This window comes from Micromonospora sp. bgisy143 (genome assembly GCF_057708145.1).
Window position 1 is genome coordinate 118824 of the sequence record NZ_JBYIRN010000011.1, and the last position, 20535, is coordinate 139358.

The following is a 20535-nucleotide window of genomic DNA, read 5'->3' on the forward strand; positions in this document are numbered from 1 at the left end:
ACGGTCACTCAGGTCAACCGCAGCGTTGCCCGTTGAGGGTGAACGCGGTCGGGGCCGGGTTGGTGCCGCTCCACGTCCCGTTGAAGCCGATGCCGGTGGACGCGCCGGGACCGAGTTTGCCGTTCCAGCTCATGCTCTCCGCGGTGACGGTCGTCCCGCTCTGCTTCCAGGTGGCCGACCAGCCCTGGCTGACCTTCTGGCCGGTGGTGGGGAAGTCGAAGCCGAGTTTCCAGCCGTCGATCGCGGTGGCGCCGGTGTTCGTGATCGTCACCGTCGCGGTGAAGCCACCCGGCCAACTGTTCGCCGTGTAGCCGACCGTGCAGCGAGCGGTGGGCGCGGTGGGCGCGGTCCGCACGGTCAGGCCGGGCGAGGCCGTCGAGACGTTGCCCGCCGCGTCGCGGGCGGTCACCACGAAGGTGTACGGAGTGTCCGGCGTCAGCCCGGTCACGGTGTACGCGGTGCCGGTGGCGCTGCCGACCTTCACGGTGCCGGCGGTGTCGACCCGGTGCACGTCGTAGCCGGTGACGGCGGTGTCGTCGGTGGACGGCGTCCAGGACAGCGCGACGCTGTCGCTGGTGATCGTGCCGGCGGTCGGCTTGCCCGGGGCGGTCGGCGGCGTGGTGTCGCCGGGCGTGGTGGCGCGCGGCAGCACCAGGTGGGTGATCGAGTTGGCCGGGAAGGTGGTCGTGAGGCCACCCGCGGTCACCGGCTGGTCGGCCTCCCGGACGACGCCGGCCAGGTTCGCCCCGCTGTACCGGTAGACCTGGGCGGTGCTCGCGGAGCCGCCGACGAGGCTGACCGGGCTGGTCAGGTCGTCGCCGGTCTTGTTGACCACGACCACGGTGAGCGCCTTGTCGGCGCTGCGCTCGGCGGCGTACACGGCCAGTTTGCCCTGGTCGGCGCTGGTCGCCTGGACGGAGGTCTCGCCGAACGCGCCGCCGGCGCCGTCGTAGTTGCGGTAGATGCGGAAGGCGTTCGCCACCGGCTGGTCGGCTGCGGGCGCGGTCCAGAGAGCGGCCATGTCGAGCCCCTCGCGCCCGAAGATGCCGAGTACGTCCGCCTGGGCGAGCGCGCCGTTGAGCGAGCCGTGGGCGCCCCAGTTGTACTCGGTCATCGCGATCTTCGTGCCCGGGTAGTGCTGGTCGACCAGCTCGCGCATGCGCGGGATGAACCGGACCGGGCTGTTGATCCAGCTCTCGTCCACGTAGGTCGGGTCCCAGAGTTGGCGGGTCGAGCGCAGTCGCAACGCCTGGGTGGTGGCGTCGCCGGCCGCGTCCCCGAACACGCCGGACTGCTGCGGGTAGAGGTGGACGTCGAAGTAGTCGAGGATCCGGGTGCCGTGCTGCTGCTCGTACTCGCGCATCCGGTCCAGGTACCACGGGCCGAGGTCCTGGCCGCCGTGCGCGGCCTTGTCCGGCGGGTTCGACCAGCAGCCGGTGCGCGAGCAGGTGTCCTGGTCCAGGCCCGAGAAGATGATCGAGTTCAGGCCCCAGCCGACCGGACCGAGCGTCTTCGCGCCGGGGTCGGCGGCCTTGATCGCGGCGGCGTACGCGTAGGTGCGGTCGCGCAGCTCGTCGTAGCCCAGCCCGGCCGGCCGGACGTCGCGGTGGGTGGCGTGCCACAGGTCCGGCTCGTTGTCCAGGTTGTAGAACTGGACCCCGCCGTCGGCGGCGGCGCCGAACTGGCCCTTGAGGTGGTTGACGAAGTCGGTGGCGTACTCCGGACCGACGGCGACACTGGTGTCCTCCGGATCGTTGCCGGTGACCAGCGATCCGTCCGGCTTCTTGCCGTTGCCGCAGTCCGGTGCCCAGGGGTCGGTGGACTCCTGGGGACCGTACTTCGTGACGCTGAAGCCACAGGCCCTCGACCGGTCCTTGGCGATCCAACCGAGCATCGGCATCGTCATGACCGTGGCGGCGCCGGTGGCCTTGTTCTGCTGCACGAACCGATCGCTCTCCGAGCCCTTCGGGAGGTTCTCGGGGTTCGCGTTGTCGTTGGGGATGTTCTCGAAGTACCAGTCTCCGGCGCGGTTGGTGGTGTCGGCACGGAAGTTGTAGCGGGTGGTGGCGTTGCCGCCGTAACGGTGCAGCGGCAGTCGCAGGTCGCGGGCGAGGGCCTCGTCCGCGAAGTTCATGCCGTAGATGTACGGGCTGATCTGGTGCCGGGCGGCGGTGGTGTCCACGGTCAACGCCGGGCCGGTCGCGGCCAGGGCCGGCGCCGGCAGCGCCAGACCGCCGAGGGCCGTGGCGAGCACGACCGGGAGTACAGCTGTGTGGGGACGCACGAGCATTCCTTCCGAATAGGAGCCCGTCGATGGGAGCGCTGCCACAGCGTCGCGTCTTCGCGGCCCCGAGTCAACGCCGTACGGCCACCTCGTCCGGGCGCGGCAGCGCCCCCGCTGGCCGGAGTCGGCGAGGGCGCGACCGTCCGCAGTGGGCTGCGGCTACTGCTCGCCGCCGACAAGGCTGGGCGAGTCACCCTCGCCCGACACCTGTGCGCTCACCAACGAGGTGAGCACCGACAGCACGGCGGCACCGGACGCGATGCCGCCCGCTGCCGCCCAGTCCGCCTGCCACGCGTTGAACACCACGTCCGCGCCCCAGTAGAGGAGCAGACCCTGCGCCGCGCTCTTCACCGCCCGCTCGGCGGTGGCCTTCCAGAACTTCGTGGTGAACATGTCCGTACCTCCAGAGCCAGGTTCGTGGAATGGTCCATGTGCCAAGAATGCCTGGTCAGGAGGGGTTGATGCGCGTCGAGTTGCCGTCGGTTCGCGGCGGCGTGCTCAGGCGGCGTGCTCAGTCGTCGGCGTCGAGGAACAGCGCGGCCAGCCGGGGCAGTCGACGCCGCATCTCGTCATCGTCGTCGAAGTCGAAGTCCTCGCCCATGTCGGCCTCGCGGGCCGCGTCGACACTGTCGGCACCCTGCTGACGGGCGTTCATCGCCGCGTCGAAGGCGTCGTCGTCACCCGTGACCTGCTCGTAGGCCTCGCTGGCCACGTAGTTCACCGACTCGGCGAACAGAGCGCCCTCGTCGTCCCCGGCTGCCGCTCGCCGTACCAGGGGATGATCGGCCAGGCCGTCGGGGGAGGCCAGGACCCGCTCGTACCACCCGCGCCCCTGGGCGATGACTCCCGCCCGGAAATCCATGAAGCTGTCGTCCGAGCATCCCCCGCCGATCAGGTACGCGGCCGCCCAGACGTCCCACCGGTAGAGCGCGTCCTGGAGGTGGTCGAACAGCTCCTCGAACGTGAGGATGTTCTCCGGTGAGGTGGCCGCCAATCGCCGCACCAGCGCGGCGGCGACGGCCTCGCCGTCGTCGTCGGTCCGACTGCCGGCCTCCGTCCCGGCCGACTCCACCAGCGCCCAGAACTCGTCAACGTCCATGGCGCGGGAGTGTGCCACGGCCGACCGACACGAACGCACCGGTCGCGGCGGTGTGGTCAGAGCTCGCCACCGCCCGTGGACGCCATCGGGACGGGGGCGGCCAGTTTGGACCGGGGCCGGTCGGCGTCCGGATGGCGCAGCTCGTCGAAGATGGCCAGCGCCTCCCGCCACGCCCGGCGCGCTGCGTCGAGGTCACCGGCGGCCCGGAGGCTGTCGCCCAGGTTGTCCAGCACCTCCGCCTCGTCGTACCGGTCGCCCAGTTCCCGGTGCAGCGCCAGCGCCCGCCGGTAGCAGTCCGCCGCCTCGTCGTGGTCGCCGAGGCCGTGCCGGACGTACCCGAGGCTGTCCCAGGTCAGCGCCGCGCCGTGCCGGTCGCCGGTCTCCTCGTGCAGCCGCAGCGCGGACTGGCAGCAGTGCAGCGCCGGTCCCGGCTCGCCGAGCCGGGCGTGCATCCAGCCCAGATTGTTGAGCGCCTTGGCCTGCCCGACCCGGTAGTCGGCGGCCCGATACAGGTCCAGGGCCAACCGGGTCTCGTCCAGAGCCGCCCGCAGCCGGCCCTGCCGGGCGAGCACCCAGCTCACCCCGAGGTGCGTGTGCGCCCGTCCGGTGTCGTCGCCCAGCTCGCGGTACAGCTCCAGGTCGCGTCGGTAGTGCCGGTGCGCCGCCTCGTGCTCGCCCGACCAGGTGCAGGCGATGGCGAGGCCGCGGTGCGCCAGCGCCTGACCGGCCCGGTCACCCCGACGCCGCGCCGCCGCCAGCGCGGTCCGTTGCGCGGCGGCGAGCTCCGGCCAGTGCCCGCTGCGATCGAGGTACGTGGTGAGAGCCGCCGCCAACGTCCACGCGTGCCGGTCCAGGCCGGTGGCCGCCGCCCGTTCCACACATGCCAGCAGGACGTGGTGTTCGGCGGCGAACCACCCGGTCGCCCACCCGTGCTCCGGGCGGTCGCCCACCGTCACTCCCGGCGCGGGCGGCGTCAGCGCGGCCGGTCGCGCCAACCGGTACGGGTCGAGCAGGTGGTCCGCCGCGTGCGAGGCGTGCAGGTAGTGGTCGAACAGGCGGCGTCGGGCGGCCTCCCGCTCGGCCTCGGGGTCGGTGTCGTGGCACAGCTCCGAGGCGTACGCGCGCAGCAGGTCGTGCATCGCGTACCGGCCGACGCTGCGTTCGGTGAGCAGGTTCGCCCGGGTGAGGTCGGCGATCAGCGGGCCGACCCGGGCCGGCGGCAGGCCGGCGAGGCTGGCCACCGCCGTCCGACCGGCGTCGGGACCGGGGTGCAGCCCGAGCAGCCGGAACAACCGGGCCGAGTCGGCGTCCAGCGCCCGGTACGACCAGGAGAAGACCGCCCGCACGTCGGTCATCGGGTCGCCGGTGGCCAAAGGGCTGAGCCGGTCCGGGTCGCTGTCCCGCAGTTCGCCGGCGAGCACCGTCAACGGAGCGTCGGGCTGCCCGACGGCGCGGGCCGCGACGACGGCCAGCGCCAACGGCAGGCCGGCGCAGCATCGGACGATCTCGTCCAACGCCGACGCTTCGCGCCTGGCCCGCCCCCGACCGAGCCGGGCGGTCAGCAGCTCCCGGGCCTCCGCCGCGGCGAGCAGGTCCAACGTCACCGGGTGGGCCCCGGCGTTGACCACCAGGCCGGTGAGCCGGTTACGGCTGGTCACCACGACCAGCGTGCCCGGGGAGCCCGGCAGCAGCGGCCGCACCTGCTCGTCGTCGCGGGCGTTGTCGAGCAGCACCAGGACCCGGCGGTGGGCGAGCAGCGTCCGGAACAGGGCAGCCTGCCCGGGCAGGTCGGTGGGTATCCGCTGGGGCGGTACGTGCAGTGCTTCCAGGAAGCCGCGCAGCGCCTCGCCCGGCGACACGGCCCGGCCGTCCAGGTCGAACCCGCGCAGGTTGACGTAGAGCTGCCCGTCCGGGTACCGGTGCGCCACCCGGTGGGCCCAGTGCACGGCGAGAGTGGTCTTGCCGACCCCGGCGGTGCCGGCGATGGCGGAGATGACCACCGCCCGACCCGACCCGCCCGCCTCGCCGGCCCGGGCGGCGCCCCCGAGGTCGGTGGGCAGCAGCGCGTCGAGTTGCCGCAGCGCGACCGAGCGACCGGTGAACCAGGCGGGGTCGCCGGGAAGCTGCGCCGGAGGCGGACCGGCGGGTCCGGCAGGCACGGGCTCGGGCGCGACCGGGGTGCGCCCGCGCAGCACCCGCAGGTGGGCCGCGCTCAGCTCGGGCCCGGGCTCCACCCCCAACTCGTCGACCAGACGGCGGCGGGTCTGGGCGTAGAGCCGCAACGCGGCGGCCTGCTGTCCGCAGCCGGCCAACGCGAGCAGGTACCCGGCCACCAGCGGCTCCCGCAGCGGATGCTCCGCCACCAGCGGACGCAGCGTACGCGCGGTGACGGCGAACCGGCCGAGGTGCAGCTCCACGGCGGCGAGCCGTTCGTACGCGAGCAACCGCTGCTCGTCCAGGCCGGCGGCGGCGGCGTCGACGAACGCGCCGGCCGCGCCGGCCAGCGCCGGCCCGCGCCACAGCGCCAGGCCGTCCCGCAGCAGTCGCGCCGCCTCCGCCGGGCGGCCGGCCGCCTCCTCGGCGCGGGCCCGCTCGACCGCCGAGGTGAACTCGGTGAGGTCCAGCTCGGTCCCGCGGACGGTGAGCCGGTAGCCGCCGCTCTGCGTGGTCAGCAGGTCGTCCGCACCCGCCCCGCGCAGGGCCGCCCGGATCCGGGAGACGCAGACCTGAACCTGGGTCCGGGCACTGGCCGGCGGGTCGTCGGCCCAGAGCGCCGACACGAGCTGCCCGAGAGGCACCAGCCGGTCGGCGTTGAGGAGCAGGAGTGCGAGCACCGCGCGTTGCTGAGGGCGGTCGATGGGAAGGACCCGCCCTCCGGCGGTCACCTGGACGGGGCCGAGGAGGGACCACCGCATGGCTTTCCCTCGTCAGTCGTAATGGGACGACCACAGTCTATGGACGGCGCGGCTGGCCCGGCCCACGCCAAGCGGTCGGATAGCGGACGCCAAGCGGCCCCGCCCAGGCTCTTCTCAGCCGCCGGATCCGCAGGTCCGGGGGAAGGCGGGCCGGCTCGACGCCGGCCACTGTGGACAGGGAGAGCGACATGCGGGTAACCAGGGGACGGGGCGTGCTGACGGCTGTCGTGTCGACGGCTGCCGTGGTGGCGGGCCTGGGCTGGGCGGCACCGGCCTGGGCGGTACCGGGGTTGGAGACGGTCACCCAGTCGGCGGCCGAGAGCAGCGCGGACAAGTCGGCGTTCGCGTCCTGCCCGGTGGGCAAGGTGGTCACCGGGGGCGGAGGGTTCCTCACCGCCAGCTCGTCGGCCGCCGGGCGGGTCGGGCTGGACCGGTTGGAGCCGCTGGCGAACGGCACCGGGTTCTTCGTGACCATGCGGGAGGCCGGCCCGGTCAACTTCGCCGGCGACTGGGGGTTGCAGGCCGTCGCCCAGTGCGCCACCATACCGGCCGGGTACCAGGTCGTGGCCACCACCGGGGCGGTCGGGACGGAGTACGTCACGGCGAGCTGCGGGACGAAGAAGGTCATCGGCATGGGCGGGCGGATCAACAGTGGCCTGGGCGACGTCATGCTCGACCAGGTGGTGCCGTCGTTCGACCTGACGTCGGTGACCGTCCGGGCGGTCGCCGTGCAGGGCACCGCGCCGGCCGGTTGGAGCGCCACCTCGATCGCGGTCTGCGCCAACGGGCCCGCCGGGCTGGAGCGGGTCGCGTTGACCGGGACGAGCGCGAGCAATTCGTCGGACCACGCCATCAAGTCGTGCCCGGCCGGCAAGGACCTCTACAGCGCGGGCGCGGACATCAACGCCGGCAACGGCCAGGTGCTGCTGTCCGCGATCAACATCACCGGGGGGAACACCGTTCGGGTACGGGCCGACGAGGACGCCGACGGGTTCGCCGGCTCGTGGAGCCTCAACGGGTACGGCATCTGCGGGAGCTGACTCTCCGACCGGGGTCGCCGGCGGCGGCCCCGGTCGCCGGGCCTCGTGGGCAATATGATCGTCGTCAGGTGAAGCGCGGGAGGGCGGATGTCATGAAGTTCCTTCTCACGTCGGGGGGGCATCAGCAACCCGAGCATCTCCGACGCGCTCGTCGACCTGCTGGGCAAGCCGATCGCCGAGTCCACGGCCCTGTTCATCCCCACCGCTGTCCATCCCTTCCCCGGCGGTGCCGAGCGGGCCTGGAAGGCGGTCCAGGGCCATGCTTCGATCCCGCTGACCCAGCTGGGTTGGAAGTCCGTGGGGTTGCTGGAACTCACCGCGCTGCCGACCGTTCGAGAAGAGAACTGGGTCCCGGCGGTCCGGTCGGCCGATGCCCTGCTCGTCTGGGGCGGCGACGTGCTGTACCTGACCCACTGGCTGCGCCGGTCGGGCCTGGCCGACCTCCTGCCGTCGCTGAGTGACACGGTCTACGTGGGGGTCAGCGCCGGGAGCATCGCGGTCACGCCGTACAACTGCGACGCCGAGTTCGACCTGGGATTCGTCCCCGACGGCAGCGACATGGCGCAGGACGCCGACCGCGCGCTGGGCCTGGTGGACTTCACGGTGTACCCCCACCTCGATCATCCGGAGATGGCGGACGCCACGCTGTCGAACATCGAGAAGTGGGCGGCCGGAATCCCGGTCCCGACCTACGCCATCGACGACAACACCGCCATCAGGGTGGTCGATGGCACCGTCGACGTCATCTCCGAAGGCGAGTGGAGACTGATCAATCCCTGACCGGTTTCGCGGGGGCGGCGCCACGGGCGTCGACCCCGCTGTGGTCACGGGGTCAGGACCTGAAGAAGGTGCACCGGACGCACCTCGTATCGATGGGCCGTTTGCCGCGTCCGGTCACACTGCCGGTATGCGACAGGTGCGTGGGGTGAGCGTCCTGGTGGTGGCCCTCTGCGTCCTGCTCTCGGTGGCCGTCGGCGCTCGGCAGGGCTGGCGGAGTGCGACGGTGGATCCGCCTGCGCCTCCTGCGGTCTGCCCACTCATCCGGTCGGAGGTTTTCGACCGACTCGTTCCCGGGCACGGTTCCCCACGGGTTGCCGAGCAGAACGGGCCGGGCCTGCGCTCGAACTACTGCCGCGTCGAGAGCATGTCCGGGACGGAAGCGCGACGCGCCTCCCTGTGGGTGTCACTCGGACGTTACGGCCGGCACGAGGGTCGCGGTCCGCGTTGCCTGGACCGTGATGGACTGCGGCCGGTCTTGAACAACAGGAATTACCCTTTCGCGCTCGGTGACCGCGCCCTCTACTACCTCTCGGGTGACCGCGAGACCGGCCGGCGTATCCACTTCTCGGTGTGCCTCGGCACCTACGGCGTGCTCGTCGACTACGAGGCGACCGGTGTCGCCGACCCGTTGGTGGTCGAGTCGGCCGCCACCGTCGCCCAGGAGGTGCTGTCGTGGCTTTGAACGGGCCTCCGATGTGGGCACCCTTTCTGAAAGACCCGCAGCCGCCGCGCGCCGACGAACGGTTGTCACTGCGGCAGCTGCTGCTCGTTGCCGCGGCGGTGTCGCTCGTCATTGCCGTCGGTGTCGTCGCCTGGCACCCCAGCCGGCTGGCGGCACCCACACTCGTCGACTGGCAGATCGCCGTCCTCGACGGGACGAGCGACGCCCCGCCGTTACCCGACCTGCCGGCAGACCCGTTCGCGCGGTGACCGCGAGCCGGGGGCGGGCTGGTGGCCCAAGCTGCTTCACTTGTGACATGGGCACCCGTCTCCGCATCCGTGTCGCTCTGCCGGCCGCGAGCGCGCACTCGTGCCCGGGTCACCCGGGGGCGCGCTGATGGGCATGTCCGCGCACCTGGCCCGACTGCGGGCCGTGATCGGCCCCGAGCTGATCCAGTTGCCGTCGGTGTCGGTCGTCCTCGTCGACGAACACGAGCGGCTTCTGCTGGTACGCCACACCGGAAGTCCGGACAGGTGGGGTCTGCCGGGTGGTGCGGTCGAGATCGGCGAATCGCCGGCCGAGGCGGCTGTGCGCGAGGTCCGCGAGGAGATCGGCGTCCAGATCGACGGGCTACGGCTGCTGGACGTGCTGGGCGGTACGGACTACGAGGTGACCTACTCCAACGGCGACCGGGTCGCGTACGTCACCGCCGCCTACCAGGCAGTGATCGTCGACGGGACACCGGCCCCGGACCAGGAGGAGATCGCCGAGCTGGACTGGTTCACCCCGACGCAGGTGCCCAGCGTCCAACTCAACCGTTTCACCCGGGCGCTGCTGACGGCAACCGGTCACCTGGCGAACTGACGGCTGAAAGTGGGCAGCCCTGCCCTACCGGGACAGCGGGCCGCCGGACCCGTCGCTACGGTCGCCAGGATGAACAGTTCTCATCCGCCGGTGGTCGGCGTCGTGCACGAGGCGTCCGGCTCGACCGTGCGGCTGCGCCCGGTGGCCGAGGACGACCTGGAGATGCTGCGCCGATTTGCCGTCGAGCCCGGGCTGATCGGGCTCGACTGGGCCGGCTTCCGGGACGCCGCCGCGCCGGCCCGACGCTTCGCCGAGGACGGCTATCTCGGTGAGCGGGTCGGTGGCCTGATCGTGCAGGTGGAGCCGGCGGCCGACTCGCGGGCCGGTTTCCTCAGCTACCTCCAGCGCCAGTCCGGAGGTCGGGCACCCTACTGGGAGATCGGGATCGTGCTGTTGCCCGAGTGGCGCGGCCAGGGCATCGGCTGGCGGGCACAGGCGCTGCTCTGCGACTACCTGTTCAGCCACACCCCGGCGCAGCGCATCCAGGCCGGCACCCATCCCGAGAACGTCGCCGAGCAGCGGTCGCTGGAGAAGGCCGGCTTCCAGTTGGAGGGTGTCCTACGGGCCTGCGAGTTCCGGGCCGGCGCCTGGCGGGACGGGTGGCTCTACAGCCGGTTGCGCGATGACCCGTCACCCCTGTGACCAGACGGTTCCCGCCTCGTTCGAGCCGAGAATGTCCGCGGGTGACCGTAGCCTCGGGCCAGCTAGGGGCAGACCCATTCACCGGGAGGTTACGTGTCGGGCCGTTTCGTGTACTGGATGAACGTCTCTCTCGATCTCCGGATCGAGCATGCCCCGGGTGAGGAGGGTGCCGGGACCTGGCTGCGCATCGGCGAGCCGCTGCACCGCGAGTTCAACGCGCGGGCCCGGGCCCTGACGTCGATGGTCCAGGGACGCATGATCTACGAGACGATGGAGGGGTTCTGGCCGGCCGCGCGGGACGACGAGGAGTTGCCCGACTACATGCGCGAGTACGGCGAGATCTGGACGACGAAGCCGAAGGTGCTGGTGTCCCGTACCCGCACCGAGGCCGGTTACCACACCCGGACCATCGGCTCGGACGGCGACGCCGTCGAACTGCTCGCCCGGTACCGCCAGGAGCAGGACGGCGACATTGGTGTCGGTGGCGCGACGGTGGCCACCCAGCTGCTCCGCGCGGGACTGCTGGACGAGCTGCTGCTCTTCACGCACCCCGTCATCCTCGGTCCCGGCCGGCCGCTCTTCGACGACCTTCAGCGATCGGTGCAGCTGGACCTGCTCGAACAGGACTCCTTCGCCGAGGGCGTCACCCTGCACCGGTACGCCGTCCGTACACCCTGACCACGCCCGCTACGTCGAGGACGCGTGGTCCCGCCGTCGTACACCGTCCTCGGCGGCGTGCGCCTGATCGGTGCGGGCGACGAAGGCCGGACGGCGCGCGTTGGTGAGCCAGCGCAGTGCCCACTCGACCGGTCCGTAGCGGAACCGCCGTAGCCAGAGCGCGCTCGCCGCCAACTGGGCCGCGAACACCGCCAGGACGAAGGCGAAGAGCGCCAGCGGGGAGAACGTTCCGGCGAGACCGAAGCCGATGCCAGTGAAGACGATCAGGCCGACCGCCGACTGGGCGAGGTAGTTGGTGAGGGCCATCCGGCCGGCCGGGGCGAGCGCCGACCGGACCACCGACGTCCGCGGGTTGTGCATGATCCGCAGCAGTGTCGCCACGTAGGCGGCGGCCAGGAGCGGCGCCGTCGAGACGCTGGCCGCGACGCCGAGAGTGTTGCCGTTGCCGCCGCCGGCCGCGTAGACGGCCGCCCCGAGCAGGCCGACCGGAAACCCGATCCACTGGATGCGGCGCAGCACCGGCTCGTTGCCCCAGGCCCGGCTCAGCCACTGCCGGCGTCCGGCGACCATGCCGAGCAGGAACAGGGCCAGGGCGGTCGGGCCCTGTAGGGTGACCGCCTGGAGCACCAGCAGGGGCAGGCCGGCGAGGTGCTCGCCGATGTTCGCCGTCCAGCCGCCGAGCAGTGCCCGGGTCGCCTCCTCGCCGTTCGCCAGCGCCTCGGCCTCGCCGGGCAGGAACGCCGAGCGGTCCACGAGAAGCGCGCTGGCGACCAGGCTGATCAGCACGAGCGTGTAGAGCGCCGCCGCGATCCGGAGCGCCGTACGGTCGGCCACCCTGCGCAGCAGGAGCAACGCGAGGCACGCCACCGCGTACGTGGTGAGGACGTCGCCGCCGTACAGGAACACGGTGTGCAGGGCGCCGAGGACGAAGAGGCCACCGATCCGGCGGAGCATGCGCGCCGGGAACACCGCGCCGGCCCTGCTCGCCGCGGTCATCTGGAGGGTGAAGCTGTATCCGAAGAGGAAGGAGAAGAGCACGTAGAACTTCATGTCGACGAAGACCGAGGAGAAGGTACGGACGGCGTCGTCGAGGCCCGACGCGAAGTCGGGGTCCGTCACCAGGTTTCCCGGATAGCCGGAGGCCATGAAGGTGACGTTGACAACGAATATGCCGAGGAGGGCGAAGCCTCGAATCGCGTCGACGTCGTGGAGACGTCCGCCCGGTACCCGCGTGGTCATCACGATCTCCATCTCCGTATGAGCTACAGCGTACGGAATACAGAGTCCCTGAGATCTAGAGTGCAGGCAAGACCCCCGGGTGGAGAGCGAGGAGATTCGGACGTGGCGGAACGGAGGCTTCCGGCAGTGGTGGCCCGGATGTGGGGTCGTGAGACCAGCTCCCGGCACGGCCCCCGGCCCAGCCTCGAACTGGGCAGCATCGTCGACGCCGCGATCCGGATCGCCGACCGTGAGGGTCTGGTGGGGGTGACGATGAGCAGCGTCGCGAGTCAGCTCGGGGTGGCGGCGATGTCCCTGTACCGCTACGTCGGCAGCAAGGACGAACTGCTGGTGATGATGGCCGACGCGGCAGCGCCCGAGCCGCCCGCGCTCGACGGGCGTGCCTGGCGCGACTACCTGGCCGACTGGACGCGAGCCAACCGGGACTTCCTGCTCGCCCGACCGTGGCTGCTGGCGCTCGATCAGCGCACCCCGCCCACCGGGCCCCGGTTGCTGCGCTGGCTGGATCGCGCGCTCGCCGCGCTGGCCGGTACCGGGCTCGCCCATGGCGCACGGATCAACATCGCCACCGTTCTGAGCGGTTACGCCACCCAGCAGGCAGCTCTGGCCCACGCGCTGAGCGCCGGTCCGGCCGCCACCGACGACTCGATCGCCGGGCTGACCGAGTACGGCGAGATCCTCGGGCAGGTGCTCGACGCTGACCGCTACCCGGAGCTGACCAGGGCCGTCGGCGGGGACGCGCTGGGTGTCGCCGAGGAGTGGATCGACGACGCCGACTTCATCTTCGGGCTCGGCCTGCTCCTGGACGGTATCGAAGCGCTCGTCGCACGGCAGGTGCACGACTGAGTGCGGGTGTGCCGCAATCCCGCCGTCCGGACCCGCTCCGATGGCTCCCGCCTGTCGGTCCTTGAGAAGAAGGCGGGTGTCGCGCCCGGAAGGTCTAGGGCACGGGTGGGCACCAGGCCGCGTCGGCCAGGCCCGCCACCGCTGGCGATCCGGCGACCAGGATCGCCGCCGCGGCGACCAGCCAGGGCCACCAGCGCCGGTTCGTGTGCAACCGCGCCAGCGCCACGCCGAAGCACAGCACGCCGGCGACGCCGGCCGCGCACGCCAGTCCCCAGAGGAACGTCCCGCTGTCGGGGCCGAACCCCCCGGTCTCCTGGCGGCATCCGCCGGGGCTGGTGATCTCGGGGCTGAACCAGAGGAGTGCCATCCCGTACGCCAGCAGCACCGGGCCGGCGACGGCCGAGCTCAGGACGGTGACCACGAGTCGCGGTCCGATGGCGGACATCGGCTCGGTGGTCCCGTCCGCCCGCTGATCGGTCATGCGGGCACTATCGCACCCCCGCCGGAACGTGGGCAGTGGCCACGGGCCCGATCATGTCGCCGTGCCGGATGGCCCGACTAGGTGTACGTCACGAACGCCTGCCCTGCCGGTGGGGGAAACACCGGAAGATGGCGAAACGTCGACATTGGCGCGTGGTGAACGACGGGTATCCCTAACGACGGTTCAGCGCCGATCATTGCCCGGAGATCGATGTGAGTCATTCTCACCTCCGGGTGGATCGCCCGGCACGGAGGGCGAGACGTCGGCACCGGAAGCCGGGCGTACCGAACGGCCCGACTCCGCGTCCCCGGAGGATCGCCATGCCCCGTACCGATCTTCGTGCCCGCCTCGCGGCGCTCGCCGCCGCCACCCTGACCGCGAGCGTCCTGACGGTGATCCCGCCGTCACCGGCGCTCGCCGCCACCACCTTCACCGCCAACGACTACTGCCTGGGTCAGTGCTCCGACATCCTGCCCCCGGGACAGAACGGCAACGCCACGCTGGTCGCCATCCTGGCGCACCAGGCGCTCGGCACCCGCCCCGCGCACTCCAGCGACCAGCTCGACGAGTACGCGAACCTGGTCTACAACTACGCCGGACTCACCGACGAGCAGATCGCGCACTTCTACAACGACGCCTCGTTCGGCGTACCGGCCGCGCAGGTCGAGAGCACCGTCTCGCCGCGCGCGGACGTGACCATCGTGCGGGACAAGGCCACCGGCGTCCCGCACGTCACCGGCACCACCCGCGGCGGCACCATGTTCGGCGCCGGCTACGCCGGGGCGCAGGACCGGCTCTGGGTGATGGACCTGCTGCGGCACGTCGGGCGCGGCAACGTCAGTTCGTTCGCCGGCGGCGCGCCCGGCAACCGTGAGCTGGAGCAGAGCGTCTGGGCCAACTCGCCCTACACCGAGGCGGACCTCCAGGCCCAGGTGGAGGCGCTGCGCACCAAGGGCGCCCGGGGTCAGCAGCTCTACACCGACGTCGCCGACTACATCGCCGGCATCAACGCCTACATCGACAAGTCGATCGCCGACGACAACTACCCGGGGGAGTACGTGCTCGCCGGTGCCGGCAAGCCGAAGCACTTCACCATGACCGACCTGATCGCCACCGCCGGTGTGATCGGCGGCCTGTTCGGTGGGGGCGGCGGCAGCGAGATCCAGTCCGCTCTGGTCCGGGTGGCCGCCCGAGCCAAGTACGGCGTCACCGAGGGCGACCGGGTGTGGGCGGCGTTCCGGTCGCAGAACGACCCGGAGACCGTGCTCACCCTGCACGACGGGCAGAGCTTCCCGTACGGGGCGACGCCGCCCGGCGCGACCAGCGCGGTGCTGCCCGACGCCGGGACGGTGGTCGCCGAACCGCTCGCCTACGACGCCAGCGGCGGGGCCGCCTCCCGCACCGGCGCCAGCACCGCCACCAAGGAGCTGATCGGCGGCCTGGCCAACCTGCGCGCGCACGGCATGTCCAACGCGGTCGTGGTCTCCGGGCGGCACACCACCACCGGTAACCCGGTCGCCGTGTTCGGCCCGCAGACCGGCTACTTCGCGCCGCAACTGCTCATGCTCCAGGAGTTGCAGGGCCCGGGCATCAGCGCACGCGGCGCGGCGTTCGCCGGGCTCAACCTCTACGTGCTGCTCGGCCGGGGCCAGGACTACGCGTGGAGCGCCACCTCCGCCTCGCAGGACCTCACCGACACGTACGCGGTGCCGCTGTGCACCACCGACGGCACCGCGCCGACGCTGCGGTCCAACCGCTACCTCTACCACGGGCAGTGCCTCGCCATGGAGGCGTTGGAACAGCGCAACTCCTGGTCGCCCACGCTGGCCGACTCCACCCCCGCCGGCTCGTACACGCTGCGCGCGCTGCGCACCAAGTACGGGCTGGTCTCCTACCGGGGACTGGTGAACGGGCAGCCGACCGCGTTCACCAAGCTGCGCTCCACCTACCGGCACGAGGCCGACTCGGCGATCGGCTTCCAGGCGTTCAACGACCCGACGGCGATGGGCAGCGCGGCGGCCTTCCAGGCGTCCGCCGCCAGCGTCGGGTACGCGTTCAACTGGTTCTACGTCAACTCGACCGAGGCGGCGTACTACAACTCCGGCTCGAACCCGGTCCGGTCGTCGGTGACCGACCCGAACCTGCCGGCCAAGGCCGAGCCGGCGTACGAGTGGGCCGGCTGGAACCCGGACACCAATGACGCCACGTACGCCCCGACGTCGGCCCACCCCCAGTCGGTCAACCAGGACTACTACGTGAGCTGGAACAACAAGCAGGCGCGGGACTTCGGGGCGGCGGACGGCAACTTCAGCTTCGGCTCCGTACACCGGGGTCAGCTTCTCGACGGCCCGGTGCGGGCGGCGATCGCCCAGCGCAAGCTCGGCCGCGCGGACGTCGTCAAGATCATGGCGGACGCGGCGGTGACCGACCTGCGCGGCCAGCAGGTCCTCGGGGACCTGCTGCGCGTGCTGGACAGCGCGCCGGTCACCGACCCGGCGCTGGCCGACGCGGTGGGCAAGCTGCGTGCCTGGCAGCAGGCGGGTGCCCGCCGGGTGGAGACGTCCCCGGGTTCGAAGGTCTACCAGCACGCCGACGCCATCCGGATCTTCGACGCGTGGTGGCCGCTGCTGGCGTCGGCCGAGTTCCGGCCCGGCCTCGGGCCGGACCTCTACGCCGCGCTGGTGGACGCCATCGAGGTCAACGAGGCGCCGTCGGGCGGACAGAACGGCGGGCGGGACGGCGCAGCCAACTGGGCGTTGCAGGGCCAGGCGCACAAGGGCTCGTCGTTCCAGTACGGCTGGTGGGGCTACGTCGACAAGGACGTGCGCACCGTCCTCGGCGACCCGGTGGCCGGCGGACTGGGCCGCGCTTACTGCGGCAACGGCAACCTCGGCGCCTGCCGACAGTCTCTCCTGGACGCCCTCGGTCAGGCCGCCGCGGTGCCGGCCGGCACGGTCTATCCCGGCGACAAGTCCTGCGGCGCCGGTGACCAGTGGTGCGCCGACTCGATCGCCCAGTCCGGGCTCGGCGGCATCACCCACCCGGTGATCGCCTGGCAGAACCGTCCCACCTACCAGCAGGTCGTCTCGTTCCCGGCCCGCCGGGGCGACGACGTCACCAACCTGGCCCAGGGGCGCCCTGCGACCGCGTCGAGCACCCAGTTCCTGACCAGCTACACGCCGGACAAGGCGGTCGACGGCAGCCTGAGCAGCCGGTGGGCCAGCAGTTACAACGACAACCAGTGGCTCCGCGTCGACCTCGGCGCGGCCCGCAGCGTCAGCCGGGCGGTGCTGCGCTGGGAGTCCGCCTACGGCACCTCGTACCGGATCGAGGTCTCCGGCGACGGCAGCTCCTGGACCCCGGTGTTCACCACCACCGGCGGCAACGGCGGCGTCGACAACGTCACCTTCGCCCCGGTCACGGCCCGCTACGTGCGGGTGTACGGCGTCAAGCGGGCCACCTCGTACGGATTCTCGCTCTACGAATTCGAGCTGTACGGACGGTGACCCACCCGGTAGGGGTCGGCGGATCCTTCGCCGGCCCCTACGCGGCACGGCTCGGGTAACCGATGGCGGCGAGGTCCTGGCGCACGTCGTCGAGGGTGCGGCGCGGGTTCCGGAAGTCGCCGACCCTGGCGGCGGACGACCACTGCCGTGGGTGACACCCGGGTAGTGGGGGCGGTGTTCGGTCGATGGTGTGCGGACAATGGAGCGATGAGACGACAGGTTCGGCTGGGACGGTTGACCGGGGCGCGCGTGGACGGCGCGGTGGCGACGGGCGCGGTGGCCACCGGCGCGCGGGCGGCGGGGGCGGCGTCGCTCGGTGCGCTGGCCCTGGGGGCGCTGGCGGTCGGAGCGGTGGCCGTCGGGGCGCTGGTGATCGGGCGGCTGGCGATCCGCCGGGCGGTGGTGCGGGAGTTGCGCGTCGGCCGGTTGGAGATCGGCGAGCTGGTGGTGCACCGCCGACCCGCCGCCGAGGGCTGAACGCGCCCGGTTCCCCTCGACGCGGCCTCCCCTCAGGTCGGCGTCGGGACGGTCATGGCGTCGAGGCCTGGCCCAGGGCCGCCTTGACGATCCGGATCGCCTCGGTGGCGTCGATGCCGACGCGGGCGATGACCGCCGCGTAGTCGCGGGCGGCGCGGCGGGCCTGTTCGAGGGAGTGCTCACCGCCGGCCGAGACGAACGAGCCCGCCCGGCCGTGCGTCTCGACGAGCCCGGCCTCCTCCAGCTCGCGGTACGCCCGTCCGACGGTGTTCACGGCGAGACCGAGGTCGGCCGCGAGCCGGCGGATCGTCGGCAGTCGCGTGCCGACGGCGAGCGTTCGGTCCTGGATCTGCCTGGCGAGTTGGGCCCGGAGCTGCTCGTACGGCGGCGTCGGTGCGGCCGCGTCGATGACGATCATCGGACCGCCATGGCGCGCCGCGCAGTCGTCCCGACGTCCGTGGTCCGCCCCTCGATCAGGCCCAACGCGCAGACGCCCGCCAGCACGAGCGCCAGTGCGACGGCGTTCCACCAGCCGAGCGAGTCGCCGTACAGGAAGATGGCCGGCAGCGACCACACGAGGCTCGGTGTGACGAGGTGGCGGGCGTCCTCGACCCGCATGATGACGTCGGCGGTGAGCGACGCCTCGTCCTCGGCCACCGCGGGGGTCGTCAGGATCTGGCGGAGTTGCATGACGATGCCGACCGCGACGCCGGTCAGGCCGATCAGGACGACTGCCGCTCCGTACCGCAGGCCGGGGTCCGGAACGGGCAGCACGCTCACCGCCAGCAGCACCGCACCGGTGAGCGTGGCGACCGCGAAGGCGGCGTGCGGCCGACCGAGCACCACCGGCCAGCCGAGCGCGACCGGATGGGCGACCCGCCGGGACAGTCGCGCGCCGGCCGCCCGGTCGACGCGACGTACCCACCCGCCGAGCAGCCACTGCCCGATCAGCAGTCCGAGCACCAGTGCCGAGAGCACCAGCAGCGGCGGCCAGGAGAACTCGTCGTGGTCGAGTCGTCCCAGCGCGTGCGTCAGTGCGGCAACGATCAGGAACGTGGCGAGCAGGACGCTGTCGACGAGCTTCGCGCGCCGCCGTACCGCCAGTCGCGCCGCGAGCAGAGGCGTGGGCTCGGCATCGGTCAGACCGTGCCGGGTGAGCCACCGTCCGGCTTCCGTGTGATCCGCCTCGCGCATGCCGCCCTCCCTCATACGTCGCAACCATTGTCTCAACACCATGAGACATAGCCTGCAGCAATGTCAACCCTGGCCGCGTGCTGATGGTGTCGACGATCCGACGGCGAAAGGATTACTCCCGGTAATAATCTCGCGGCTTCGTGAGGTCGGGCTTGCCGTCAATCTGCATTATCCCGGCATCTGACGTAACGCTCCGGAAGTGGCCGATCACAAGCTGAAACCGTGGTTCGCAGGCGCGGCGGGCGACCGAAATTCGTGCCGGATAACTGCGACCAAAATGGCCCCCTCGCACGTCTCTTAGGTGACGGATGGTCACGGCCGGCGGGCGGCCAAGGAGGGGTAAGGGACGTGGGGGACGTGCGTGGGCGTATGCGGGACGAACTGGCCCGACACGTCGCCCCGCCACTGGGTGATCTGGTCCAGCAGTCGATGGTGCAGGGTCGACGGCTGCGCCGCCGGCGTCGACTGGCGCAGTTCGGCGCGGGCGGATCGGCGTTGGTGGTGCTGCTCCTGATCGGCCTGGTGATCGGGCCCCGCCTCGGCGGTGACGCCCAGGTCGGTCAGCCCGGAACGTGGGACATCGGTGCGCCGGGTGGGGCGGTCGAGAGCCCCACGCCGTCCCCGGCGCAGACCCTCGACAGCACCCCGGGAGGCGGCTTCGAGCCGGACGAACCCCAGGCGCCGGGGGTGGGCACGTCGCCGACCCCCACGACGACGGTGATCGACACGGTGCGGATCGGGGCCGGGCCGGACGGTGAGTTGCAGACGACCACACCGCAGGCCGCCCTGGAACTGTTGACGCGGCTCCTGCCCAAGGGGACGACGAGCGGTGCGGCGAGCTTGGGCAGCGGCGGGGCGGGCCCCGGCATGCCGTTCGTCCAGATCTACCTGGATCGGGGCGACGGACCGGGCATGGTGCGGCTCTCCATCTACCAGGACCGCCTCGGTGGTGATCCGGCACCGGGGACGGTGGAGCTGACCGAGGTGCCCGGCAACTGCATCCAGGACAAGATGATCACGGTCTACCACCGCGACGGCCTCCAGGTTGACGTGCTGATCTCCACCTGCTTGGCCTGGGCGGGCAAGGGGAACTCGCCCGCGCCGGCGGTCCTCTCGGTGGACGAGGCGATCGCGATCGCCGCCAACCCGACCTGGGGGACGAGACTGCCGGTCGAGATCGTCGCCATGGGCGCCAAGAAGTTCTCGGATCTGGCCAGGTCGGATGGCTGACGAGGACTTCGTGGAATTCGCGCAGGCGGCCGTGGGTCGCCTGCGCGACGCCGCGTTCCTGATGTGCCGCGACTGGCATCTCGCCCAGGACCTCACCCAGACCGCGCTGGCCAAGGTGTACGCCAACTGGGGGCGGGTGCGTCGGGCGGACGACCCCTACGCGTACGCCCGCAAGGTGCTGCTGCGCTGTGTGATTGATCAGCAGCGGCGTCGCTCCAGCAGCGAGTTGGCCATGTCGACCCCACCGGACCGGGGCGAGGAACACCCGGCTGAGCTGCGCATGACGTTGCTCGACGCGGTCGCCACCCTGCCGTTGCGCGATCGGGCGATCGTCGTGCTGCGCTACTGGGACGACCTGAGCGTGGAGACGACCGCCGAGGTCGTGGGCGTCTCCACCGCCGTCGTCAAGAGTCAGAGCATGCGCTCGCTCAGCCGGCTGCGCGAGCTGCTCGGCGAGAGCCGTTCCGAGTTGTTCGCCGAGGAGCGCCATTGACCGGCCGCGCCTGTCCCGTGCAGGCGGGGCGGATGCCAACACGCATCGTCCGCGACGACGCGGCACGCGGGGGCAGTCATCTGTGTGTGGGAGGTTCGGTGTCCGT

At 71.8% G+C, this 20535-nt stretch carries 20 protein-coding genes; 12 read left to right on the forward strand and 8 right to left on the reverse strand.

Features of this window, described 5'->3' with window-relative positions:
- Positions 1–13 precede the first annotated feature (13 nt).
- The 4 genes from AC3EN4_RS15565 to AC3EN4_RS15580 form a co-directional block, all read right to left on the reverse strand.
- Complete coding sequence (locus AC3EN4_RS15565; protein ID WP_435206533.1) at positions 14–2254, reverse strand: glycoside hydrolase family 44 protein; 2241 nt, start codon at positions 2252–2254, stop codon at positions 14–16.
- Between the two features lie 189 nt (positions 2255–2443).
- Positions 2444–2677: a holin gene (locus AC3EN4_RS15570; RefSeq protein ID WP_435206534.1), complete on the reverse strand. Its 234-nt coding sequence runs from the start codon at positions 2675–2677 to the stop codon at positions 2444–2446.
- Positions 2678–2795: 118 nt separating this feature from the next.
- Positions 2796–3383 (reverse strand): DUF4240 domain-containing protein, encoded by a 588-nt coding sequence (locus AC3EN4_RS15575; protein ID WP_435206535.1) that lies wholly within the window; start codon positions 3381–3383, stop codon positions 2796–2798.
- A gap of 56 nt (positions 3384–3439) precedes the next feature.
- Complete coding sequence (locus AC3EN4_RS15580; protein WP_435206536.1) at positions 3440–6298, reverse strand: AfsR/SARP family transcriptional regulator; 2859 nt, start codon at positions 6296–6298, stop codon at positions 3440–3442.
- 188 nt (positions 6299–6486) lie between these two features.
- On the opposite strand from AC3EN4_RS15580, the gene AC3EN4_RS15585 reads away from it, so the two are divergent.
- The 7 genes from AC3EN4_RS15585 (at position 6487) to AC3EN4_RS15615 (ending at position 10963) form a co-directional block, all read left to right on the forward strand.
- Entirely contained in the window at positions 6487–7338 is an 852-nt protein-coding gene (locus AC3EN4_RS15585; protein WP_435206537.1) for a hypothetical protein, read from the forward strand.
- 171 nt (positions 7339–7509) lie between these two features.
- The gene (locus tag AC3EN4_RS15590) at positions 7510–8118 is read left to right on the forward strand and encodes a Type 1 glutamine amidotransferase-like domain-containing protein (protein WP_435206596.1); all 609 of its coding nucleotides are present in this window, start codon (positions 7510–7512) and stop codon (positions 8116–8118) included.
- Between the two features lie 127 nt (positions 8119–8245).
- Positions 8246–8800, forward strand: coding sequence for a hypothetical protein (locus tag AC3EN4_RS15595; protein WP_435206538.1), 555 nt, complete (start codon positions 8246–8248; stop codon positions 8798–8800).
- On the forward strand, positions 8791–9048 hold the full coding sequence (locus AC3EN4_RS15600; RefSeq protein WP_435206539.1) for a hypothetical protein: 258 nt from the start codon (positions 8791–8793) through the stop codon (positions 9046–9048). Before AC3EN4_RS15595 ends, AC3EN4_RS15600 begins: the two co-directional genes overlap by 10 nt.
- Before the next feature lie 133 nt (positions 9049–9181).
- Positions 9182–9643, forward strand: a complete 462-nt coding sequence (locus AC3EN4_RS15605; RefSeq protein ID WP_435206540.1) for an NUDIX domain-containing protein — start codon at positions 9182–9184, stop codon at positions 9641–9643.
- A 69-nt stretch (positions 9644–9712) separates the two neighbouring features.
- Entirely contained in the window at positions 9713–10285 is a 573-nt protein-coding gene (locus tag AC3EN4_RS15610) for a GNAT family N-acetyltransferase (protein WP_435206541.1), read from the forward strand.
- A 117-nt stretch (positions 10286–10402) separates the two neighbouring features.
- Positions 10403–10963: a dihydrofolate reductase family protein gene (locus tag AC3EN4_RS15615; protein ID WP_435206542.1), complete on the forward strand. Its 561-nt coding sequence runs from the start codon at positions 10403–10405 to the stop codon at positions 10961–10963.
- Between the two features lie 9 nt (positions 10964–10972).
- Here the strand turns inward: AC3EN4_RS15615 and AC3EN4_RS15620 are convergent, their stop codons facing one another.
- The gene (locus AC3EN4_RS15620) at positions 10973–12202 is read right to left on the reverse strand and encodes a DUF418 domain-containing protein (protein ID WP_435206543.1); all 1230 of its coding nucleotides are present in this window, start codon (positions 12200–12202) and stop codon (positions 10973–10975) included.
- 102 nt (positions 12203–12304) lie between these two features.
- On the opposite strand from AC3EN4_RS15620, the gene AC3EN4_RS15625 reads away from it, so the two are divergent.
- Complete coding sequence (locus AC3EN4_RS15625; RefSeq protein WP_435206544.1) at positions 12305–13048, forward strand: TetR/AcrR family transcriptional regulator; 744 nt, start codon at positions 12305–12307, stop codon at positions 13046–13048.
- Positions 13049–13142: 94 nt separating this feature from the next.
- Here the strand turns inward: AC3EN4_RS15625 and AC3EN4_RS15630 are convergent, their stop codons facing one another.
- The gene (locus AC3EN4_RS15630; protein ID WP_435206545.1) at positions 13143–13529 is read right to left on the reverse strand and encodes a hypothetical protein; all 387 of its coding nucleotides are present in this window, start codon (positions 13527–13529) and stop codon (positions 13143–13145) included.
- 320 nt (positions 13530–13849) lie between these two features.
- On the opposite strand from AC3EN4_RS15630, the gene AC3EN4_RS15635 reads away from it, so the two are divergent.
- Both AC3EN4_RS15635 and AC3EN4_RS15640 read left to right on the forward strand, forming a co-directional pair.
- A complete protein-coding gene (locus AC3EN4_RS15635) occupies positions 13850–17035 on the forward strand; it encodes a penicillin acylase family protein (protein ID WP_435206546.1) in 3186 nt (1061 codons plus the stop codon).
- A 207-nt stretch (positions 17036–17242) separates the two neighbouring features.
- A complete protein-coding gene (locus tag AC3EN4_RS15640; RefSeq protein WP_435206547.1) occupies positions 17243–17512 on the forward strand; it encodes a hypothetical protein in 270 nt (89 codons plus the stop codon).
- Positions 17513–17564: 52 nt separating this feature from the next.
- Here AC3EN4_RS15640 and AC3EN4_RS15645 read toward each other — a convergent pair whose 3' ends face one another.
- The gene (locus AC3EN4_RS15645) at positions 17565–17930 is read right to left on the reverse strand and encodes a GntR family transcriptional regulator (protein ID WP_435206548.1); all 366 of its coding nucleotides are present in this window, start codon (positions 17928–17930) and stop codon (positions 17565–17567) included.
- Entirely contained in the window at positions 17927–18706 is a 780-nt protein-coding gene (locus AC3EN4_RS15650) for a hypothetical protein (RefSeq protein ID WP_435206549.1), read from the reverse strand. The genes AC3EN4_RS15645 and AC3EN4_RS15650 overlap by 4 nt, the downstream gene beginning before the upstream one ends.
- 348 nt (positions 18707–19054) lie before the next feature.
- On the opposite strand from AC3EN4_RS15650, the gene AC3EN4_RS15655 reads away from it, so the two are divergent.
- Positions 19055–19936 carry a hypothetical protein gene (locus tag AC3EN4_RS15655; RefSeq protein ID WP_435206550.1) on the forward strand — a complete coding sequence of 294 codons (882 nt, stop codon included), beginning with the start codon at positions 19055–19057 and terminating at the stop codon, positions 19934–19936.
- Entirely contained in the window at positions 19929–20429 is a 501-nt protein-coding gene (locus tag AC3EN4_RS15660; protein WP_435206551.1) for a SigE family RNA polymerase sigma factor, read from the forward strand. Before AC3EN4_RS15655 ends, AC3EN4_RS15660 begins: the two co-directional genes overlap by 8 nt.
- The last annotated feature ends 106 nt before the right edge of the window (positions 20430–20535 follow it).